Raw genomic sequence first — 17,199 nt, 5'->3', positions numbered from 1 at the left:
TGACCATGAGCGATCAGACTATCGACACGGCCGAAAAGCCTGAATTCTACCTGACGGAAGACCATCATCCGGAAAACAGCACCAATCTCGGCTTTTGGCTCTACCTGATGAGCGACTGCCTGATCTTCGCCGTGCTGTTTGCAACGCACGGCGTGCTCGGCCGCAATTATGCCGCAGGCCCCTCGCCCGCCGATCTCTTCGATCTGCCGATCGTTGCCCTCAACACCTCGATGCTGCTCTTCTCCTCGATCACCTACGGCTTCGCCATGCTGCAGATGGAGCGCAACGCAAAGGCGGAAACGCTGTTCTGGCTTGGCGTGACCGGCTTGTTCGGCGCGGCCTTCATCGGGCTCGAACTCTACGAGTTCGTCCACCTGATCCATGAAGGCGCCGGGCCGACGCGCAGCGCCTTCCTCTCCTCCTTCTTCACGCTCGTCGGCACTCACGGGCTGCATGTCACCTTCGGCATCATCTGGCTGATCACCCTGATGGTGCAGGTGTCGATGCACGGGCTGATCGAGGCCAACCGCCGCCGCCTGATGTGCCTGTCGATGTTCTGGCACTTCCTCGACGTCGTCTGGATCGGCGTCTTTTCCTTCGTCTATCTGTTGGGAGTTCTCGGATGATTTCGCAAGCACCCGCACATGAGGATGCCCACGAGGCTCACCACGGCCACAGCCACGGCCATCAGGCCGGCCATGGCACGTTCCGCAGCTACATGACGGGCTTCGTGCTCTCCGTCATCCTGACCGCCATTCCCTTCTGGCTGGTCATGGCCGGCGTCTTCGCGAGCCCCGTGCTGACGGCGGTGCTGGTGATGGGCCTAGGCGCGATCCAGATCGTCGTCCATATGGTGTTCTTCCTGCACATGAATACCAGGAGCGAGGGTGGCTGGACGATCATGGCGCTGATCTTCACGCTCATCATCGTCGCCATCGCGCTCTCCGGTTCGCTCTGGGTCATGCATCATCTCAACACCAACATGATGCCGATGAGCCCCGAGATGATGAAGAACATGCCGTGACCGTCACGAAGGGCCGGCGGCAGCGTCACCCGCAGGCTCCCTCGGAAAAATCGGCTGGACGGCATTATCGGGTAAAACGCGCGATCTTCACCGTCTGTCTGGTGCTGCTTGCCGCGGCACTTTCCGCACTCGGCACCTGGCAGGTCGAGCGCCTTGACTGGAAACGCGATCTCGTCGCCCGCGTCGACCGGCGTGTGCATGCGCCACCCGTGCCGGCGCCTGCACAGGCCGACTGGAAAAGGGTCAATGCCACCGATGACGAATATCGGCGGGTGACCGCGGTCGGAACGCTGGCGAACGACAAGGAAACGCTGGTCTATGCCTCGACCGCGCTCGGTCCGGGTTATTGGGTGATGGCGCCGCTGACGCTTGCCGACGGGACATCAATCCTCGTCAATCGTGGCTTCGTGCCGACCGACAGGCGCGACCCGGCCACGCGGCGCGAGGGGCAACCATCAGGCCCGGTCAAGATCACCGGGCTGATGCGGATGACGGAGCCGAAGGGATCGCTGCTGCAATCGAACGACGTCGCTGCCGACCGCTGGTATTCGCGCGATGTCGCGGCGATCGCTGAAAAGCGCGGCGTCGGTGCGCCAGCGCCCTATTTCATCGATGCCGATGCCACGGCCAACCCGGGCGGTCTGCCCGTCGGCGGCCTGACGATCATCGCCTTTCCCAACAACCATCTCCTCTACGCGATCACCTGGTACGGGCTGGCGGCGATGGTGCTGGCATTGCTCGTCTTCATTCTTCGCGGCGAGAGGGTAACTCGCATGATGCGGCGGTGATCATCCCTATGACGCGATCCGGCTGATCGCCTCGGCGAGCTGCGCCTGCGAAAAGGGCTTGCCCAGGCGCGGCAGGTCGACGATGCCGGCACCTTCGGGGATCTCGGCGTAACCGGTCGCGAGGATGATCGGCATGTCGGGCCATTCGCTGCGGATCGCCTGGGCGAGCTGCGCGCCGGTCATGCGCGGCATGGCATGGTCGCAGATCACCAGGTCGACCTGCTCTTTGCGCAGGATGTCGAGCGCCTCGGGACCCGCCATCGCCTCGAACACGGTATGGCCGAGATCCTCCAGCATCAGCGTCGTGTTCATCAGGACCAGACCATCGTCATCGACGGCGACGATGCGCAGCCGAGGCGTCGCATTTTCCTCCTGCCGCGGCCGGTCGGCAGCGGCCTCGGTCGTCTGTTCGACACTTGCGACCGGGAACCACAATTCGACTGTCGTGCCTTCGCCGAGGCTGCTCTTCATCATCAGGCGACCGCCCGACTGGGACGCAAGGCCCTGCACCATGGACAGGCCGAGGCCGGTGCCCTTGCCGACACCCTTGGTGGTGAAGAATGGCGTGATGGCCTGCTCCAGCGTCTTGGCATCCATGCCCTCGCCTTCGTCGATCACCGCGATGCGGACATAGCGGCCGGGCGGCAGCGGAATTTTGCCTGACGGCAGCGATTCTTCGGACGCGCGAAGCACGATCCGGCCGCCGGACGGCATGGCGTCGCGGGCATTGACGACGAGGTTCAGGATCGCCATCTCCAGCTGGTTCGGATCGGTCAGGATCGTCGGCAGCCTGACGGGGAAAGAGGTCTCGATCACGGTGAGCGGGCCGAGCGAACGGCTCAGCATATCCATCATGCCGCGGACCAGGCCGGAGACATCGATCGGCTCCATGTGCAGTTCCTGCCGGCGGGAAAAGGCCAGCATGCGCTGCGTCAGCGCGGCACCCCGCTGGGCGCCCTGCATGGCGTTGTCGACCAGCGATGTCAGCGAGAGATCCTGCGGCATGCGTTTCTTCAGAATTTCGAGACTGCCGAGCACAGCCATCAGCAGATTGTTGAAATCATGGGCGATACCGCCGGTCAATTGACCGATCGCCTCCATCTTCTGCGACTGGAAGAGCTCTTCGCGCGCCTGCTCCAGTGCCCGCTGGGTCTCCATCTTCTCGGTGATATCTCGGGTGATCTTGGCAAAACCGAGCACATGGCCTTCCTCGTCCCGGATGGCGTCGATGACGATGCTTGCCCAAAAACGGGTGCCGTCCTTGCGGACGCGCCAGCCTTCCCTCTCGAACCGGCCCTCGGCGCGCGCGATGCCGAGCGCGGTTTCCGGCAGGCCGGCTTCGCGGTCTTCGGCTGTATAGAAGGTCGAGAAATGCGTGCCGATGATTTCTTGCGGCCGATAGCCCTTGATCCGCTCAGCGCCGAAATTCCAACTGCTGACATTGCCCGTGGGATCGAGCATGTAGATCGCATAGTCCGACACGCCCTGGACCAGCCGGCGGAACTGTTCCTCGCTCTGGCGGATCGCCTGTTCGGCGGCTCGGCGTTCGGTCAGGTCGCGGGTGATCTTGGCATAGCCGATGAGCTCGCCAGAAGGACGACGGATCGGATCGATGATCACATGCGCCCAGAAGCGGCTGCCATCCTTGCGCTGGCGCCAGCCTTCTCCCTCGAAGCGACCGTGCTGCGCCGCCGTGGCCAGCGCGCGCGCCGGTAGTCCCGCGGCGCGGTCCTCTTCCAAGTAGAAACGGGAAAAATGCTCGCCGAGAATTTCTGGAGGCTTGTAACCTTTGAAGCGCTGGGCGCCGGTATTCCAGCTGGTGACGATGCCTTCGGGGTTGAGCATATAGATAGCGTAGTCGGTGATGGCGTCGACCAGAAGCCGAAAGCGTCCCTCCTCGTCAAGAGACGTGTCATGTCGATTCAGCACTTCCATCGGCCCCTCGGAGTCACCAGCGCATTATAACGCGGCAGCGGGCGGATGGTTCCGATATGGCGTCAAATTTTCAGACGGCCTTGACCTGCGGATAGGACCGCTCGCTGATCCGCTCGGCAGCGGCATAGGCCTGCGAGACGATCTCCGGCACGAGATCGATATCGGGCAGGCTGCCGAGGCCGAGCGGGCCGACGGCAAAGAGCCCGGCCACCGTCGAACCGTCCTCAAGGAAGGGCTCGCCGCGCGCATTGACCGCCAGTCCGAGCGACAGCTCGTCCGGCCTGGCGAGGCCGGCGGAAAGCAGGCTCTGCATCAGGGGCGCGGAAAGATCCGGCGCCTGGCAGCGGCAATCGATGATGCGCTCGGCATGGACGACCTCTTCGGCAGTGGAACCGGCCGGCGTGAAGAACAGGCCGCTCAGGCCCCGGCGGCCGGCGCGGCCGCGGCGCAGCACCGTGCGGCCTTCGGCGAGTTCGCGTCTCAGGCGCAGGTGCATGGCTTCTGGCAGGCGGTTGCGATGGCTGTCATAGATCGCCCTGAGATGGCGGTTGAACTGATGCTTGTCACGCGCCGGCAGCGAGCGCCAGAGCGAGCGGGCATGTTTCCGGAGGCCGTTCATCACCGATTGCCAGCTTCGCCCGGATTCCTCGGCCTCGCGACAGGCTTCACGGATGAAGCGGACGATCTCCGGCAGGCTCTGGGGCAGCGTTTCGGCGGGGAAGACCGGATCGGCGGAATTCGGCGTATGGCTCTGGGGCAGGAAGCCGCGCCTTGAAACGATCGTCACCTGGCCGGCATAACCGGAATCGCGCAGCTGCAGCAGCTGGTCGACGACGCGGATGCCGCTGCCGAGCAGAACCGCATGCGGCCGCGCGACGAGGCGCTGGGCCCTGATCGGCGAAACGTCCTCACCGCCGGCATCCGGCGCGGTCAGGCCGTAACCGGTGGCGAGGATGACGGTATCGAACAGCGGATTGGCGGGATTGGCGCTTTCAAGCAGGAAGCGGTTGCCATGGCTTCTGCGGATCGCCACGACCGGATCATTGCAGACCTGGACGGTGATGTCCCTGCGCGCGGCGAGCGCTTCCGAAAAGCGCTGGTAGACATAATCGCTGAAGATTTCCTTCGGCACGAAGATCTGCCGGAATCCGGGAATGGCGGCCGGCACGGCGGCGCGGAAGGCGGCATTGCTGCAGAGCCAGTCGTTGAAATCGTCATTGTCGCCGACCGAGACCGAGAGATCGCGGACGCGGGTGTTGAGGATCGTCGAGGAGCGGGCCGAGGCCAGCGCCTGGCCACCGCTGACCGACGAATTCGGATCGAACAGCTGCAGGTGGAAGGGGGCGCGCACCGTCTTCATCAACGCGATGGCCGTCATCATGCCGGAAAAGCCGCGCCCGACGATCGCAATGCGCGGCACCGCCGATATCTGCGCCGCCGCATTGGCTCTGGCGGAAAAAAGTCCCTGAACCGTCATCGCAACTCCTTTGCGGCTTCATCCGCACCCTGGGTCGATCGAGGTTTCAACGCATAAAACAGCGGTTCACGCGTTGATAAGGTTCATGCGGCCATTCACAACACCTGCCGCGACATCGGGGGCCGAACCAGCGGCCCCGCAAGAGAACTAGGGAAGCAATCACGCTCGTCCATAGTCTATCAAACTGGTAGTGTATGAAAGCGCTAAATGGCGCAGGTGGCAAGAGGCTTGTTGCCACATCTATTCAAGTTATTGAAATATAATACAATTTAGACGTATTCCGCGAAAGCTTGGCCGACCTTGCGCTCCCCGAACCGGGAATTGATCTTGAAAATGTCGGGTGGGCAGCGGCCTCAGCTACTCTCGCCCGGATATTGTTTTGCCTTCAGCAGGCCGGCCAGATGCACCGTGTTGCGCGCCAGCATGTCGACGGCTTTGGTCACGACCTTCGGCACCTTGTCGAGATCGACGAAATTGGTGGAACCCATTGCCTCGCCAACCCAATAGGCGACCGCATTGGCCGGAATGGTGAAGCCGACGTCGTTCAGCGCCTGGAAGAGCTCGGCCGACACATGATGGGCGCCGTCCTCATTGCCGACGACGGCAACGGCCGCGACCCTGCCATAGGAGACCATGCGGCCTTCATCGTCGGTCTCCTCGAGGAAGGCGTCCATCCGCTCCAGCGCCCGCTTGCAGACACTGGATGGCTGACCGAGCCAGATCGGCGTCGCCATCAGCAGGATATCGGCGGAGAGCACCTTGGCGCGAATATCGGGCCAGTCATCGCCGGTGCCTTCGTCGGAGGTGACGCCCGGCTTGACGTTGAAATCGGCGAGCCGGAGCACTTCGGTCACGACGCCGTGCGCGGACATCGCCTTGTCGACCAGTCCGATCATCCGGTCGGTCGAGGACGCGTCCTTGGCGTCGCTGGTCTTCAGCGTGGCGTTGAGGGCGAGGGCTTTGAGCGGCATGGGTCTCTCCGGCACCGGTCGACGGTTGTCATTCGCCTGCTGCAACCCGTTCGCGCGCAGATTGTTCCAGCCGGGGATGCGAGGGGACCTCACGTAAAAATAACCAACTGGTGAATTCTTTACTTGAACCCCCAAATGGAATCGGCAAAAGTGAAGGTGCTATCAATCCCTTCATGGATTTGCCGTCTTTTCGGGCCAGCGTCCGACCACACATCTATTGGAAAAAATACCGTGAGCAGCGATGCGTTAATACGCGCGACGAAGCCTTCGGCTTCGATGGCGCTTGCAACTGCGGCAGGCTGGGGCCGAGGCCTCTTCACCTTGGTGCGTATCACCATGATGGCCTTCCGCCACCCCTGGCAATCCGGCTTTGCGATCGGCGCCACGCTTGTGGCCTCCACCTTCCAGCTGATGATCCCGCGCCTTCTCGGCCAGGCCGTCGACCACACGCAGATGGCGATGAGCGGCGGTGCGGCGGGCCAGGCGGCACAGGACGCGCTTTTGACCACGGCGCTGCTGCTGCTCGGCGCCAGCGTGCTGCGCGGCCTCTTCACCATGGTGCAGAACTATTACAGCGAAGCCGTCGGCCATCACATCGGCTACGAGTTGCGGCTGGCCTGCTACGAGAAGATCCAGCGGCTCTCCTTCAGCTTTCATGACACCGTGCATTCCGGCGACCTGATCACCGTCGGCCTGCTCGATCTCGAAGGCGTGCGCATGTATTTCTCCACGGCACTCGTCCGGATGATCCTGCTGTCGATCCTGATCGGCATCGGCGCCTATATGCTGCTGTCGACCGATATCGTGCTCGGCCTCCTGGCGCTCTCCTTCGTGCCCTTCGTCGGCTGGCGCTCGTCGGTGACGCAACTCAAGCTGCGCGCCACCTGGCTCGACCTGCAGGAGCGGCTTTCGGTGCTGACCCGCATCATGGAGGAAAATCTCGGCGGCATTCGCGTCGTGCGCGCCTTTGCCGCCCACGAACACGAGATTTCGAAATTCGAGGCGGCGTCGAAGAGCGCGCTGGCGCTCGCCCATCAGCGCGTCGGCATCCGCGTCACTAATACCAGCGCCATGACCTTCTCCTTCTTCGCGGCGATGGGCCTGGTGCTCTGGGTCGGCGGCGGCAAGGTGATGTCGGGCGAGATCACCGTCGGCACGCTGGCCTCGTTCCTGACCTTCATGACCATCCTGCAGATGCCGGTGCGCCAGCTCGGCCTGATGGTCAATGCCTTTGCCCGCGCCTCCACCTGCGGCTCGCGCCTCTTCGCCCTGCTCGACCTCGACATCGCGATCAAGGATGCGCCGGATGCCAAGGAATTGGCGGTGACGGACGGCGTGCTGCGCTTCGAGAATGTCAGCTTCGCCTATCCGGGTTCCGAAAAACGCACCGTGCTCGACGATGTCTCCTTCGAAGCCAGGCGCGGCCAGACGATCGGCATTGTCGGGCCTCCCGGCAGCGGCAAGTCGACGATCGCCCATCTCATTCCCCGCTTCTACGACGTCAGCGGCGGCAAGATCACGATCGACGGCCAGGACATCCGCAAGGCGACGCTGCAATCGCTGCGCCGGGCGGTCGCCGTCGTGCAGCAGGATTCCTTCCTGTTCACGACGACGATCGAGAACAACATCGCCTATGGCGACCCGTGGGCGAAGGAAGGCCGCATCGAACGCGCCAGTGAAAGTGCTCAGCTGCACAATTACGTGCTCGGCCTGCCCACGGGTTACGGTACCGTCGTCGGCGAGCGCGGCGTTTCGCTGTCCGGCGGCCAGCGCCAGCGTCTTTCGATCGCGCGTGTGCTGATGCTGAAACCGGCGGTGATGGTGTTCGACGATTCGACGGCGGCAATCGATGCCGCCACCGAGCAGCGCATCCGCGGCGCCATGCGCCGCTATGCGGCCGACCGCGTGACGATCGTCGTCGCCCACCGCCTGAGCTCGCTGATGCATGCCGACCAGATCCTGTTCGTCGAGGACGGCCGGATCGTCGAGCGCGGAACGCATGAAGCGCTGCTTTCGCTCGGTGGGCGCTACAAGGCGCTCTACGACCTGCAAGTGCGGCCGGGCGACGAGGTCTTGAGCGCCTAGCAATGAATTCCCTTCTTCTGCCCCCGGGGAGAAGAGCGGACAAGCAATACTATGCAGGCCACCGGACGTGATGGCCGCGGGAGGAATGGCATGGCCGAGGAACTGGAAACCGAGCGTCCCGACGTTCGCGAGGATGGACGCCGCCCGCCGCGGGCGGTGGTCGGTTCGCACCGCGTCGAGGAGGAGATGTTCGGCAAGGCCTTCGACGGCAATATCGTCAAGCGCATCTGGGTTTTCGTTCACCCCTATCGCCGCCAGGTCCTGTGGTCCGTCGTCGCCGTTCTGACCTTCACGATGATGCAGCTCACCATCCCGCTGATCATCCGCTATGCCATCGACCATGGCATGTCGCCGGGCGGCAACCATTCGGCCCTGGTCTGGTCGATCGTCGCCTTCACCGTCGCCATATCAATCAACTATGCGGCAAGCTACGCACAGGAGACGCTGGTCGGCGGCGTGGCCGAGGACGTGCTCTTCGATATCCGCAAGGCGATGTTTTCGCATCTCCAGCGCGTCTCGCTGTCCTTCATGGACAAGACCGAAGTGGGACGGCTGATGTCGCGCCTGCAGGGCGACGTCAACTCGATGCAGGAATTCCTCGAAACCTCGGTGCTGTCGGTCGGCGACATCGTGCTGCTCTTCGGCATCGTCTTCGTGATGCTTTATCTCGATTTCAAATTGGGGCTGCTGACGCTCTCGGTGCTGCCGGTGCTCTTTATCGTCCGGCTATTCTGGCTGCCGCTGGCGCGCAAATCCTTCATGGCCGCGCACGAGACCAATTCAGTTGCCGCGGGCGCACTCGCCGAAGCGATCCACGGCGTGCGCGCCGTCCAGAGCATGGACAGGCAGGGCGTCAACTTCACGCTCTACGACGACAAGGCGCGCGCCAACCTCAAGACGCATCTGACGGCGGCGCGCTACGCGCAGGTGATGGTGCCGATCGTCGACAGCCTGACCGGCGTGGCGATGGCGCTCGTCATCGTCGTCGGCGGCGCCCGCGTTCTCAATCAGGCGCTCGATGTCGGCGTGCTCGTCGCCTTCCTGTTCTACATCCAGCGCTTCTTCGACCCGATCCGTTCGCTGACCCTGCAATATTCGGTGATGCAACGCGCCATGGCGTCGGGCCAGCGGTTGACCGAAGTGCTCGACGTGCCTGTCGACATCAAGGACGCACCCGACGCCAAGGCCTTGTCGCGCGACATGGACGGATCGGTGGAATTCAAGGATGTGGTGTTCGGCTACAATCCGAAACATCCGGTGCTGAAGCATGTCAGCTTCAAGGTCAATCCCGGCGAGACGGTGGCGCTGGTCGGGCCGACGGGGTCCGGCAAATCGAGCTGCATGTCGCTGATCCACCGCTTCTACGACGTGCAGCAGGGTCAGGTGCTGGTCGGCGGCGACGATGTGCGTGATCTGACGCAGGATTCGCTCGGAGCGCAGATCGCCATGGTGTTGCAGGAACCCTTCCTCTTTACCGGCACAGTCTTCGAAAACATCCGCTACCACAAGCTGGAGGCGACGCGCGAACAGGTAATCGAGGCGGCGAAGGCCGTCGGCGCGCACGATTTCGTGATGCGCCTGCCCGATGGTTACGACAGTGTCCTCGGCGAGCGCGGCGGCAACCTTTCGCTCGGCCAGCGCCAGCTTTTGAGCTTTGCCCGCGCATTGGTGGCGGACGCGAAGATCCTGGTGCTCGACGAGGCAACGGCCAACATCGACAGCTATACCGAGATGCTGATCCAGAAGGCGCTGGTGAAGCTGCTCGAAAACCGCACCGGCCTCGTCATCGCCCATCGCCTCGCAACGATCCGCGAGGCGGACCGCATCATCGTGCTGCAGAACGGCGAAATCATCGAAAGCGGCGACCACCGTCAGCTAATGAAGAACGGCAAGCTCTATTCAAAGCTCTACAATCTGAATTACTCCTCCTTCGACGACATTCCCGAAGACGTGCTGGAAGAGACGACGGCAGCGGAGTCGGCGACCTAGCGCATCGTACTTTCCGAAATTCGGAATCGATTTTCGGAAAGTACGGTGCGAGGATTGAAAGTGTAAGAGCGACCTTTGTGCGTCCGTGAGGACGCACGGCGCTCTAATCTCAGGTGACATGCATTAATGCATGTCGCAAAGTTTGAACGAACAAACGCCTTGCTGCCGCATTTATTTCCTATCGGGGGACGAGTGCCACTGAGGAGAATGTTATGAAGAGAGTTATTAGCAGCCTGTTGATCGCAACGGCCATTGTGGGATTGGCCATTCAGCCCGCTGCCGCGCGTGATCGCCATCACCACGATGACACGGGCCGGGCCATCGCTGGCGGCGTTGCCGCAGGCGTCGTCGGCGGTCTGATCGGTGGCGCGATCGCCAATAGCGGCCCTCGCTACGTCGATGGTCCGCGTTATGTCGAACCCGCGCCGCGATGCTGGTATGAGGACCGCGATGTCCGCAACCGCTACGACGGCGGCTATCATGTCGAAACCGTAAGGGTCTGCGAGTAGCGGGAAGACCTCGCCTGCCATTGGCGGCGCGGATCTGGTCATTCGTCGTCGCCGCTGATTTTCGCCCATCAACCGAGGCTGCATCCGGCAGCCTCGGTTTTTCTTTGCCTGGGCCAATGCAGTTTGGTTCGCAGTCCCTCCCAAAAGCAAAAAATTCCGGCTGCCTCGACCGCCTGTCATCCGGCTGTTAGAGACGACCAATAGCTGAAAGCCGATGAATGATGGTCCAGTGAACGGCAGCAAGACGCCAAAGAAAGAACGCATGCGCTTCGTCAGCGCCGAGCAGGTGGCGCGATTGGCGGGCGTTTCGCGCTCCGCCGTCTCGCGCACCTTCACGCCAGGCACCAGCGTGGCGCCTGCAACGCGCGAAAAGGTGCTGCAGGCGGCGCAAGAACTCGGCTACCATGTCAACGACCTGGCGCGCGGCGTGCTTGCCAATCAGAGCCGCCTGGTCGGCATCGTCGCGACCCGGCCGGAAGTGGGTTTTCGCGCACATCTGGCCGCAGCGCTTGCCAAATGCCTGATAAAACGCGGCAGCATCCCGATTCTCATCAACACTGGCCAGACGGAAGACGAGCTGCTCGCCGCCCAGAAGATGCTGATCGGCCACCGCGCCGAGGCGATCATCATCCTGTCCGGCTCGCCACCGGCGAGTTTCTTCGAACTGGCACAGCGAAATGGCCAGCCGCTGGTGGTGATCGGCCGTTCCGAACCCGACGCCGACCATGTGCGCGCCGGCAACTCCGAGGCCTCCCGCAAGGCGGCGACGGCCTTTTACGAAAGCGGCAGACGGCGGCTGGCGGTCATCGGCTCCAACACCGGAACGCCGTCCATCATCGAGCGCGAAAGCGCCTTCCTGTCGACAGCCGGTTCGCTCGATGTCTCCGTCGTCGTCGGACGCGGCGGCGATTCCGACTATGACGGCGGCGTCACCGCCGCACGCGCGCTCTTTTCGCAGACAATAAAGCCCGACGCGGTCTTCTGCGCCAACGACCAGATCGCTTTCGGACTGATGGATGTCGTGCGCCTGGAAGCGCGACTGCGCATCCCCGAGGATGTCGCCGTCATCGGCTTCGACGACGTGCCGGAGTCCTCCTGGCTGAGCTACCGGCTGACCACCTTCCGCCAGGATCCGCTGACCATGGCGCAGCGCGCCGTCGAGCTGATGGAGCGGCGGCTTGAAAACCCGGGCTTGGCTCCAGGTTACGAACGCGTCATTCCCGAGCTCGTCATCCGCCAGAGCTTCAGACCCTGACCTCTCCCCCGCCTTTTCGCAGGCGCCATCCTGTGGCAAGAAGAGCTGACGCTTTATTTGACGCATGTCGTTATCCCAAAACCGCTGCACAGTTTTGGGCGACATGCATTGGGGAGGAAGATCGCCGCAGATGAGGGGAATCCGCCAGCTCGCCGAGCATCTCGACATTTCGATCGGAACGGTGTCCCGTGCGCTGAACGGCAAGCCCGACGTCAACGACGAGACGCGCCGGCGCGTGCTCGCCGCCGCCGAGGAGCTCGGTTATGTCGCCAACCAATCCGGCCGCAGCCTTCGCCAGGGCATGACCAACGTCATCGGGCTGATGCTCGAAGTGAGCCGCGAGACGATCGAAAACAGCGACGACTTCTTCCTTGGCGTCACCGACGGGCTGCAGAGCGTCTTTTCCCGTCACAAGCTTGATCTCGTCATGCTGCCCTGCCCCGATGACGAGGACCCGCATGAATATCTGAAGCGCATGGTGGCGCGCCGGCTTGTCGACGCGCTGATCCTCTCGGCGACACGACGAACCGATAGGCGCATCGAGCTTCTGGAAAAGGCCCGCATCCCCTTCGTGGCGCTCGGGCGCAGCGCGTCGGGCGGCAGCTACACCTGGATGGACCTCGATTTCGAGGGCGTGGCGGCGCGCGGCGTCGACCGACTGGTCGCCAAAGGCCACCGGCGGATCGCGGTAGCTGCCCCCTCCTCCGACATCAATCTTGGCTATCTCTTCGTCGACGCCTACCGCCAGGCGCTGCAACGGCACGGTATTGCCTTCGACCCGGCCCTCGTCATCCGGGTCAAGTCGAGCGAACAGGGCGGTTATCAGGCCGGCCACGAATTGCTGATGATCGAAGAGCGGCCGACGGCGATCATCCTGATCCACGAGCTGATGGCGATCGGGCTTTACCGCCGGCTTGCCGAGGCCGGCATCGTGCCAGGCCGCGACCTCGCCGTCGTCGGTTTCCGCGAGGAGCCGCGCACGCATTTCCTGCAGCCGACTCTGACCTCCTTCCGCATGTCGCTGCGCGATCTCGGCGCGCAGCTCGGCGAAACCCTGCTCGCCACCATGCCGGCCTATGCCGATCATTATCCGCAGGGCGCCCGAAACAGGATCTGGCCGCTGGAACTCGTTCCCGGCGAAAGCGACGCTTTCACCCTCAATCAAAAAAATAGAGCATGATATCGTCGGAAAACCGTCAGGCATGATCAGGACCGGCGCTACTTATCAGATCTCAATGATGTATCGCATCCTGCTACCTACGCCGGATACTTAGCCGTCACCCCCAGTTGCGGCTTGCTGCAAAGGCGACTCCGGCTTCGGCGCGTGCGGTGCCTCTGGTCCCAAGGCTGTCGCGTTGCCTTTTCGGCAATCAAAACATCGAAAATCAGCGCTTTTTCGCAACGCCGTCCTTTGCCATATTCGTCTCAAGTGAAGAGTGAGGTGCCGCCGGATGGCCTATGTCATTACCGATCCCTGTATCGACGTTAAGGATGGCGATTGCACGGTCGCCTGTCCCGTGGACTGCATCTACGAAGGCGGACGGATGTTCTATATACACCCAGGCGAATGCATCAATTGCGGCCTGTGCCTGTCGGTCTGTCCGGTCGATGCCATTTCATGGGACGAGGAAATTCCGCAGGGCCGAGTGCAGTTCAAAGCCGTCAATCAGGACTTCTTCGGCCCCGACGTCACCAACTGGGGCTCGCCCGGCGGATGGGACAAAAACCATACGACCAATCGCGATCACCCGCTCGTCGCCGCCTATGAAAGAGCCTGATGAAGACAGGCCTCTCGATTGAGAACGGAGATCGACATGACAGCAGCAAAGATCGGTGGCGTCGTCGCAGCCATACCTACCCCCTTCACCGAAAACAGAACCGTCGATCTGGATGCTTTCCTTGAACACGGCCGCTGGTGCCTGGCGGAAGGATGCGATCTTCTCAATGTGCTGGGAACGACGGGCGAGGCTAACGCACTCTCTACCGTGCAAAGAAGCGCGCTCATGGCCGCCGCCGCAAAGGGCCTCGATGGCGGCAAGATGATGGTGGGCACCGGAACGCCCGATCTTGAAACGACGATCGCCTTGACACGGCAGGCTTACGAGCTGGGTTATGCCGCCGCGCTCCTCCTGCCGCCTTACTACTACAAGCCGGTCCAGGATGATGGGCTTTTTGCCTGGTTCGATCACCTCATTCGAGAGACGGCCGAAACGCCTATCGGCCTGTATCTCTACAATTTCCCGCAGTTGACAGGCATCGAGTTCTCACCTGCCCTGGCAGCAAAACTCATCCAAATGTTTCCCGAGCGCATCCGCGGCGCAAAGGATAGTTCAGGCAATCTGGACTATGCCCGTAGGCTCGCACGAATTCCCGGCTTTGCCGTCTTCCCGAGCAACGAGGCAGCTCTTGCCGAGGCGGAAAAGGATAATTTCGCCGGCTGTATTTCGGCAACCGTCAATATCGACCCGCAATCCTCGGCAAGGCTATGGAAGAACCAGAGCGATCACGCGACCCTCGATAGGGTCGGAAACCTCAGGCAGGCGATCGCCGCTCACCCGCTCATTCCGGCGGTCAAATATCTCGTCGGCAAGCGGACGGGCCATGCGGTATGGGGCAATGTATTGCCACCGAACCTGAAAATCGCTGAAGCGGCAAGCCTGGACGCGCTGGACACGATCGCCGCCGAGTTGACGAGCGCAGGCTAAAGCATGTCGCGCAAAAGTGTGCAGCGGTTTTGCGCTAACGATATGCGTAAAAACAAAGACCTAAAGCGCGAGGAGCGAATCTGAAAGATCGCGACGCCCTTTAGATACCCGACCTTCTCACCACCGCGAGTAGTAGCTGCGGATTGCAGCCGACAGACTCCCGGCAAGCTGCCGTTCGCGCCGAAGGCGGGGCAAATCGGCCCTTGCCTGCTCGCGCAGTTCCCGCCGCGCTCCATCAAAATCGACGGTGGTCAAGCGACCGTCCCTCATGATTTCGCGCCCGCCGACGAATAGCCCCTTGGCCTGGGCTGATGTCATGCGGGTCAACAGCACCTCGGCCCCATCGATATCGTCAAACAGGCTGTCAGCCGTCAACGCATCATAATCGATCACCACGATATCCTGGCCGGCCGGTGCGTTGAGTACCTTGGCGCCGATGTGAATGGCGGCATCGAAAATCCGGTCGGCGGTGAACCGGCGATTGAGCTCGCGTCCGCCGTGCAGCAGGTGGATAAGCCGCATTTCGCGCCAGAGATCCTGATCGTCGTCGAAGCCTGACCCGTCGAGGCCAATGGCAAGAGCCGGCCCTTTCTCTGCCACGAGCGAAATCGGCGCAACGCCGGAGCGCAGACGCAGATTGGCCGAGGGATTGCTGACGAGCTGCACACCCCTTTCCGCCAGAAGCTCGCATTCCGCCGGCTGCAACTGCACGCCATGGGCAACCGCCAGCCGCGACGACAGGAAACCGATCTCATCGAGGTAGTGGACGACACCCTGCGGAAAACGGCGATCCAGCCATTGTCGCTGCCGGGGGCTTTCCAGAAGATGCATGTGGATGCGCCGGCCGTTGACCGCTGATGCTTCGGCGATCGCCTCAAGCAGGGCGTTGGAACACCATTGTGGACCGACCGGCCCGTATTGAACATCGACCATCGGATTGGAATTTGCCGCCGCCACCGCGTCGACGGCGGCGATCTGTTCCGCGACCGGCGCATAGGCCGGGATGCTCGGCGACAGAGCCTGCCAGTCGTCCTCGCTCAGCAATGGCTTCAACTTCTCCGGCCCGCCGCCATAGGCCCAAGGGTCGAAATCGAGCAGCGGGCAGGACAATCCCAGGCGAATGCCGACTTCCCCCGCGGCACGGATGACGGCGGCGGCTTCATCACCGAGCCGGTTGATATTCAGCGAATTGTGGCAATGCATCGTCGCGCCCACACCGGTTTGCGCCAGGCGCGCGAACGCCACCAACGCTTCCAGATAGGCATCGGTTCGCGGTCGCAGGCGCATGCCCGGTATCCAGACCTCAAGAGCATCGTCGACGGCGCCGAAATCGAGCGTGCGGATACCATATCCGTGGTCATGGGCGTTGACGGGCGACGGCATCACCAGATCGCCGGGGCCGAGCGCGGCAAGCACGCTTCGCGCGACGGGAAACCGTGCGGCGCCATCAAAACGTTCCGCAGGCTGATGGCCAGGGCGAAGCAGCAACCGGGCTGATGGGGTCATCTTCTTACCTCTGGATCACAGTCTGGATTTTGTCGCTGAACTTCTTCAGCTCGACGCTCATCGACTCGATCACCACCTCGGTCGCGTGGGTAAGCTGGCGATGACGCGGCACAACGATGCCGACCTGCAGATCGTGCAATCGCGAACCGGCAATCGGCAAAGCGACGACCTCTCCGGCCTCAAGCTCTTCCAGAAGGCCAAGCGGCGTGAAGAAGGCGACCCCCTCACCAGACAGGATCAGCGGCTTCAGCATCATCTGATTGTTGGTCGCCACCACCGTACGGCCGACACGGTTGAGCGCACCGAGCTCGACGGCGATCATCGAGCTCATGACCTCATTGTCGAGCTGCAGCAGCAGCTTGAACTGCGCGCATTCCTGCAGCGTGACGGATTTCTGCCGCGCCAGTGGATGATTACGCGATACCATCGCCATCAGCGGCATCGGAACGCCATAGACCAGCTTGATGTCATGCGGCCGGGCAAGATCGAAGGTGACGCCGATATCGGCGTCACCGTCGGCCAGGAAATGGAAAATGCTGGTGTAATTGTCGTAGCGAATGCGAAAATCGACCGCCGGATGCCGCCGGTGGAAGCCCATGACGAATTCCGGCAGGAACTGGATGGCGAGACTATCGAGGGAGGCAATATGGACTCGGCCGGCGCACTTGCCCTGAAGGTCGCCGAGATCGGATTTCATGATCTCGTATTTCAGCAGCGTGTCCTTGGCATGCTTCAGCACGATCTCGCCGGCCGCCGTCAATCGCAGGCCGTCGGAGAAACGTTCAAACAGCGGTGCTCCAAGCTCGTCCTCCAGCTTCTTGATCTGCCGGCTGACGGCCGAGGTCGCCACATGCAGTTCGTCCGATGCCTTGCGGATCGACCCTGAACGCGCGACTTCAGCGAAATATTTCAAGATACTAGCGTGCATGAGGGGCCCTCGATATGCCGGAAGCTA

The 17,199-nt window shown here is 62.4% G+C and carries 15 protein-coding genes; 10 read left to right on the top strand and 5 right to left on the bottom strand.

What is annotated here, in order from left to right; genetic code table 11:
- The first annotated feature begins 5 nt into the window (after positions 1-5).
- From cyoC to OLZ32_RS05370, 3 genes are read left to right on the top strand one after another with little or no spacing between them, the layout of a single operon-like run.
- On the top strand, positions 6-626 hold the full coding sequence (cyoC, locus tag OLZ32_RS05380) for a cytochrome o ubiquinol oxidase subunit III (protein ID WP_003548370.1): 621 nt from the start codon (positions 6-8) through the stop codon (positions 624-626).
- Positions 623-1,024: a cytochrome o ubiquinol oxidase subunit IV gene (cyoD, locus tag OLZ32_RS05375; RefSeq protein ID WP_017991919.1), complete on the top strand. Its 402-nt coding sequence runs from the start codon at positions 623-625 to the stop codon at positions 1,022-1,024. The genes cyoC and cyoD overlap by 4 nt, the downstream gene beginning before the upstream one ends.
- On the top strand, positions 1,021-1,812 hold the full coding sequence (locus OLZ32_RS05370) for an SURF1 family protein (protein ID WP_264419964.1): 792 nt from the start codon (positions 1,021-1,023) through the stop codon (positions 1,810-1,812). The genes cyoD and OLZ32_RS05370 overlap by 4 nt, the downstream gene beginning before the upstream one ends.
- 6 nt (positions 1,813-1,818) lie before the next feature.
- Here the strand turns inward: OLZ32_RS05370 and OLZ32_RS05365 are convergent, their stop codons facing one another.
- The 3 genes from OLZ32_RS05365 to OLZ32_RS05355 form a co-directional block, all read right to left on the bottom strand.
- Positions 1,819-3,747 carry a hybrid sensor histidine kinase/response regulator gene (locus tag OLZ32_RS05365; protein WP_264419962.1) on the bottom strand — a complete coding sequence of 643 codons (1,929 nt, stop codon included), beginning with the start codon at positions 3,745-3,747 and terminating at the stop codon, positions 1,819-1,821.
- A gap of 70 nt (positions 3,748-3,817) precedes the next feature.
- Positions 3,818-5,224, bottom strand: coding sequence for an FAD/NAD(P)-binding protein (locus OLZ32_RS05360; protein ID WP_264419960.1), 1,407 nt, complete (start codon positions 5,222-5,224; stop codon positions 3,818-3,820).
- Between the two features lie 353 nt (positions 5,225-5,577).
- Positions 5,578-6,195, bottom strand: a complete 618-nt coding sequence (locus tag OLZ32_RS05355; RefSeq protein WP_264419958.1) for a flavodoxin family protein — start codon at positions 6,193-6,195, stop codon at positions 5,578-5,580.
- A 123-nt stretch (positions 6,196-6,318) separates the two neighbouring features.
- Here OLZ32_RS05355 and OLZ32_RS05350 point away from each other — a divergent pair, with 123 nt between their 5' ends.
- The 7 genes from OLZ32_RS05350 to OLZ32_RS05320 all read left to right on the top strand — a co-directional run bounded on the left by OLZ32_RS05350 (position 6,319) and on the right by OLZ32_RS05320 (position 14,738).
- Complete coding sequence (locus OLZ32_RS05350; protein WP_197731057.1) at positions 6,319-8,280, top strand: ABC transporter ATP-binding protein; 1,962 nt, start codon at positions 6,319-6,321, stop codon at positions 8,278-8,280.
- Positions 8,281-8,370: 90 nt separating this feature from the next.
- Positions 8,371-10,269, top strand: coding sequence for an ABC transporter ATP-binding protein (locus OLZ32_RS05345; protein WP_130804527.1), 1,899 nt, complete (start codon positions 8,371-8,373; stop codon positions 10,267-10,269).
- A 212-nt stretch (positions 10,270-10,481) separates the two neighbouring features.
- Complete coding sequence (locus OLZ32_RS05340; protein WP_264419955.1) at positions 10,482-10,778, top strand: hypothetical protein; 297 nt, start codon at positions 10,482-10,484, stop codon at positions 10,776-10,778.
- Positions 10,779-10,992: 214 nt separating this feature from the next.
- Complete coding sequence (locus OLZ32_RS05335; protein ID WP_264419953.1) at positions 10,993-12,033, top strand: LacI family DNA-binding transcriptional regulator; 1,041 nt, start codon at positions 10,993-10,995, stop codon at positions 12,031-12,033.
- A 130-nt stretch (positions 12,034-12,163) separates the two neighbouring features.
- On the top strand, positions 12,164-13,213 hold the full coding sequence (locus OLZ32_RS05330; RefSeq protein ID WP_264419951.1) for a LacI family DNA-binding transcriptional regulator: 1,050 nt from the start codon (positions 12,164-12,166) through the stop codon (positions 13,211-13,213).
- A 271-nt stretch (positions 13,214-13,484) separates the two neighbouring features.
- A complete protein-coding gene (gene fdxA, locus OLZ32_RS05325; RefSeq protein WP_003548346.1) occupies positions 13,485-13,811 on the top strand; it encodes a ferredoxin in 327 nt (108 codons plus the stop codon).
- Positions 13,812-13,847: 36 nt separating this feature from the next.
- Positions 13,848-14,738, top strand: coding sequence for a dihydrodipicolinate synthase family protein (locus OLZ32_RS05320; RefSeq protein ID WP_264419949.1), 891 nt, complete (start codon positions 13,848-13,850; stop codon positions 14,736-14,738).
- Between the two features lie 117 nt (positions 14,739-14,855).
- Here OLZ32_RS05320 and OLZ32_RS05315 read toward each other — a convergent pair whose 3' ends face one another.
- Together OLZ32_RS05315 and OLZ32_RS05310 are read right to left on the bottom strand one after the other, a co-directional pair.
- Positions 14,856-16,244 carry an amidohydrolase family protein gene (locus OLZ32_RS05315; RefSeq protein ID WP_264419947.1) on the bottom strand — a complete coding sequence of 463 codons (1,389 nt, stop codon included), beginning with the start codon at positions 16,242-16,244 and terminating at the stop codon, positions 14,856-14,858.
- 4 nt (positions 16,245-16,248) lie between these two features.
- A complete protein-coding gene (locus tag OLZ32_RS05310) occupies positions 16,249-17,172 on the bottom strand; it encodes a LysR family transcriptional regulator (RefSeq protein ID WP_003548341.1) in 924 nt (307 codons plus the stop codon).
- Between the last annotated feature and the right edge of the window lie 27 nt (positions 17,173-17,199).

Source organism: Rhizobium acaciae, assembly GCF_025941625.1.
Classification (GTDB): domain Bacteria; phylum Pseudomonadota; class Alphaproteobacteria; order Rhizobiales; family Rhizobiaceae; genus Rhizobium; species Rhizobium acaciae.
Note: the sequence above shows the minus strand (reverse complement) of the source record. Positions and strands in the feature narration are given on the sequence as shown.

Bases quoted from the DNA above. Each gene is read 5' to 3' on its own strand.
- cyoC (WP_003548370.1), top strand. From the start codon at position 6: ATGAGCGATCAGACTATCGACACGGCCGAAAAGCCTGAATTCTACCTG.
- OLZ32_RS05360 (WP_264419960.1), bottom strand. From the start codon at position 5,224: ATGACGGTTCAGGGACTTTTTTCCGCCAGAGCCAATGCGGCGGCGCAG.
- OLZ32_RS05365 (WP_264419962.1), bottom strand. From the start codon at position 3,747: ATGGAAGTGCTGAATCGACATGACACGTCTCTTGACGAGGAGGGACGC.
- OLZ32_RS05315 (WP_264419947.1), bottom strand. From the start codon at position 16,244: ATGACCCCATCAGCCCGGTTGCTGCTTCGCCCTGGCCATCAGCCTGCG.
- fdxA (WP_003548346.1), top strand. From the start codon at position 13,485: ATGGCCTATGTCATTACCGATCCCTGTATCGACGTTAAGGATGGCGAT.
- cyoD (WP_017991919.1), top strand. From the start codon at position 623: ATGATTTCGCAAGCACCCGCACATGAGGATGCCCACGAGGCTCACCAC.
- OLZ32_RS05335 (WP_264419953.1), top strand. From the start codon at position 10,993: ATGAATGATGGTCCAGTGAACGGCAGCAAGACGCCAAAGAAAGAACGC.
- OLZ32_RS05320 (WP_264419949.1), top strand. From the start codon at position 13,848: ATGACAGCAGCAAAGATCGGTGGCGTCGTCGCAGCCATACCTACCCCC.
- OLZ32_RS05310 (WP_003548341.1), bottom strand. From the start codon at position 17,172: ATGCACGCTAGTATCTTGAAATATTTCGCTGAAGTCGCGCGTTCAGGG.
- OLZ32_RS05340 (WP_264419955.1), top strand. From the start codon at position 10,482: ATGAAGAGAGTTATTAGCAGCCTGTTGATCGCAACGGCCATTGTGGGA.
- OLZ32_RS05355 (WP_264419958.1), bottom strand. From the start codon at position 6,195: ATGCCGCTCAAAGCCCTCGCCCTCAACGCCACGCTGAAGACCAGCGAC.
- OLZ32_RS05330 (WP_264419951.1), top strand. From the start codon at position 12,164: ATGAGGGGAATCCGCCAGCTCGCCGAGCATCTCGACATTTCGATCGGA.
- OLZ32_RS05345 (WP_130804527.1), top strand. From the start codon at position 8,371: ATGGCCGAGGAACTGGAAACCGAGCGTCCCGACGTTCGCGAGGATGGA.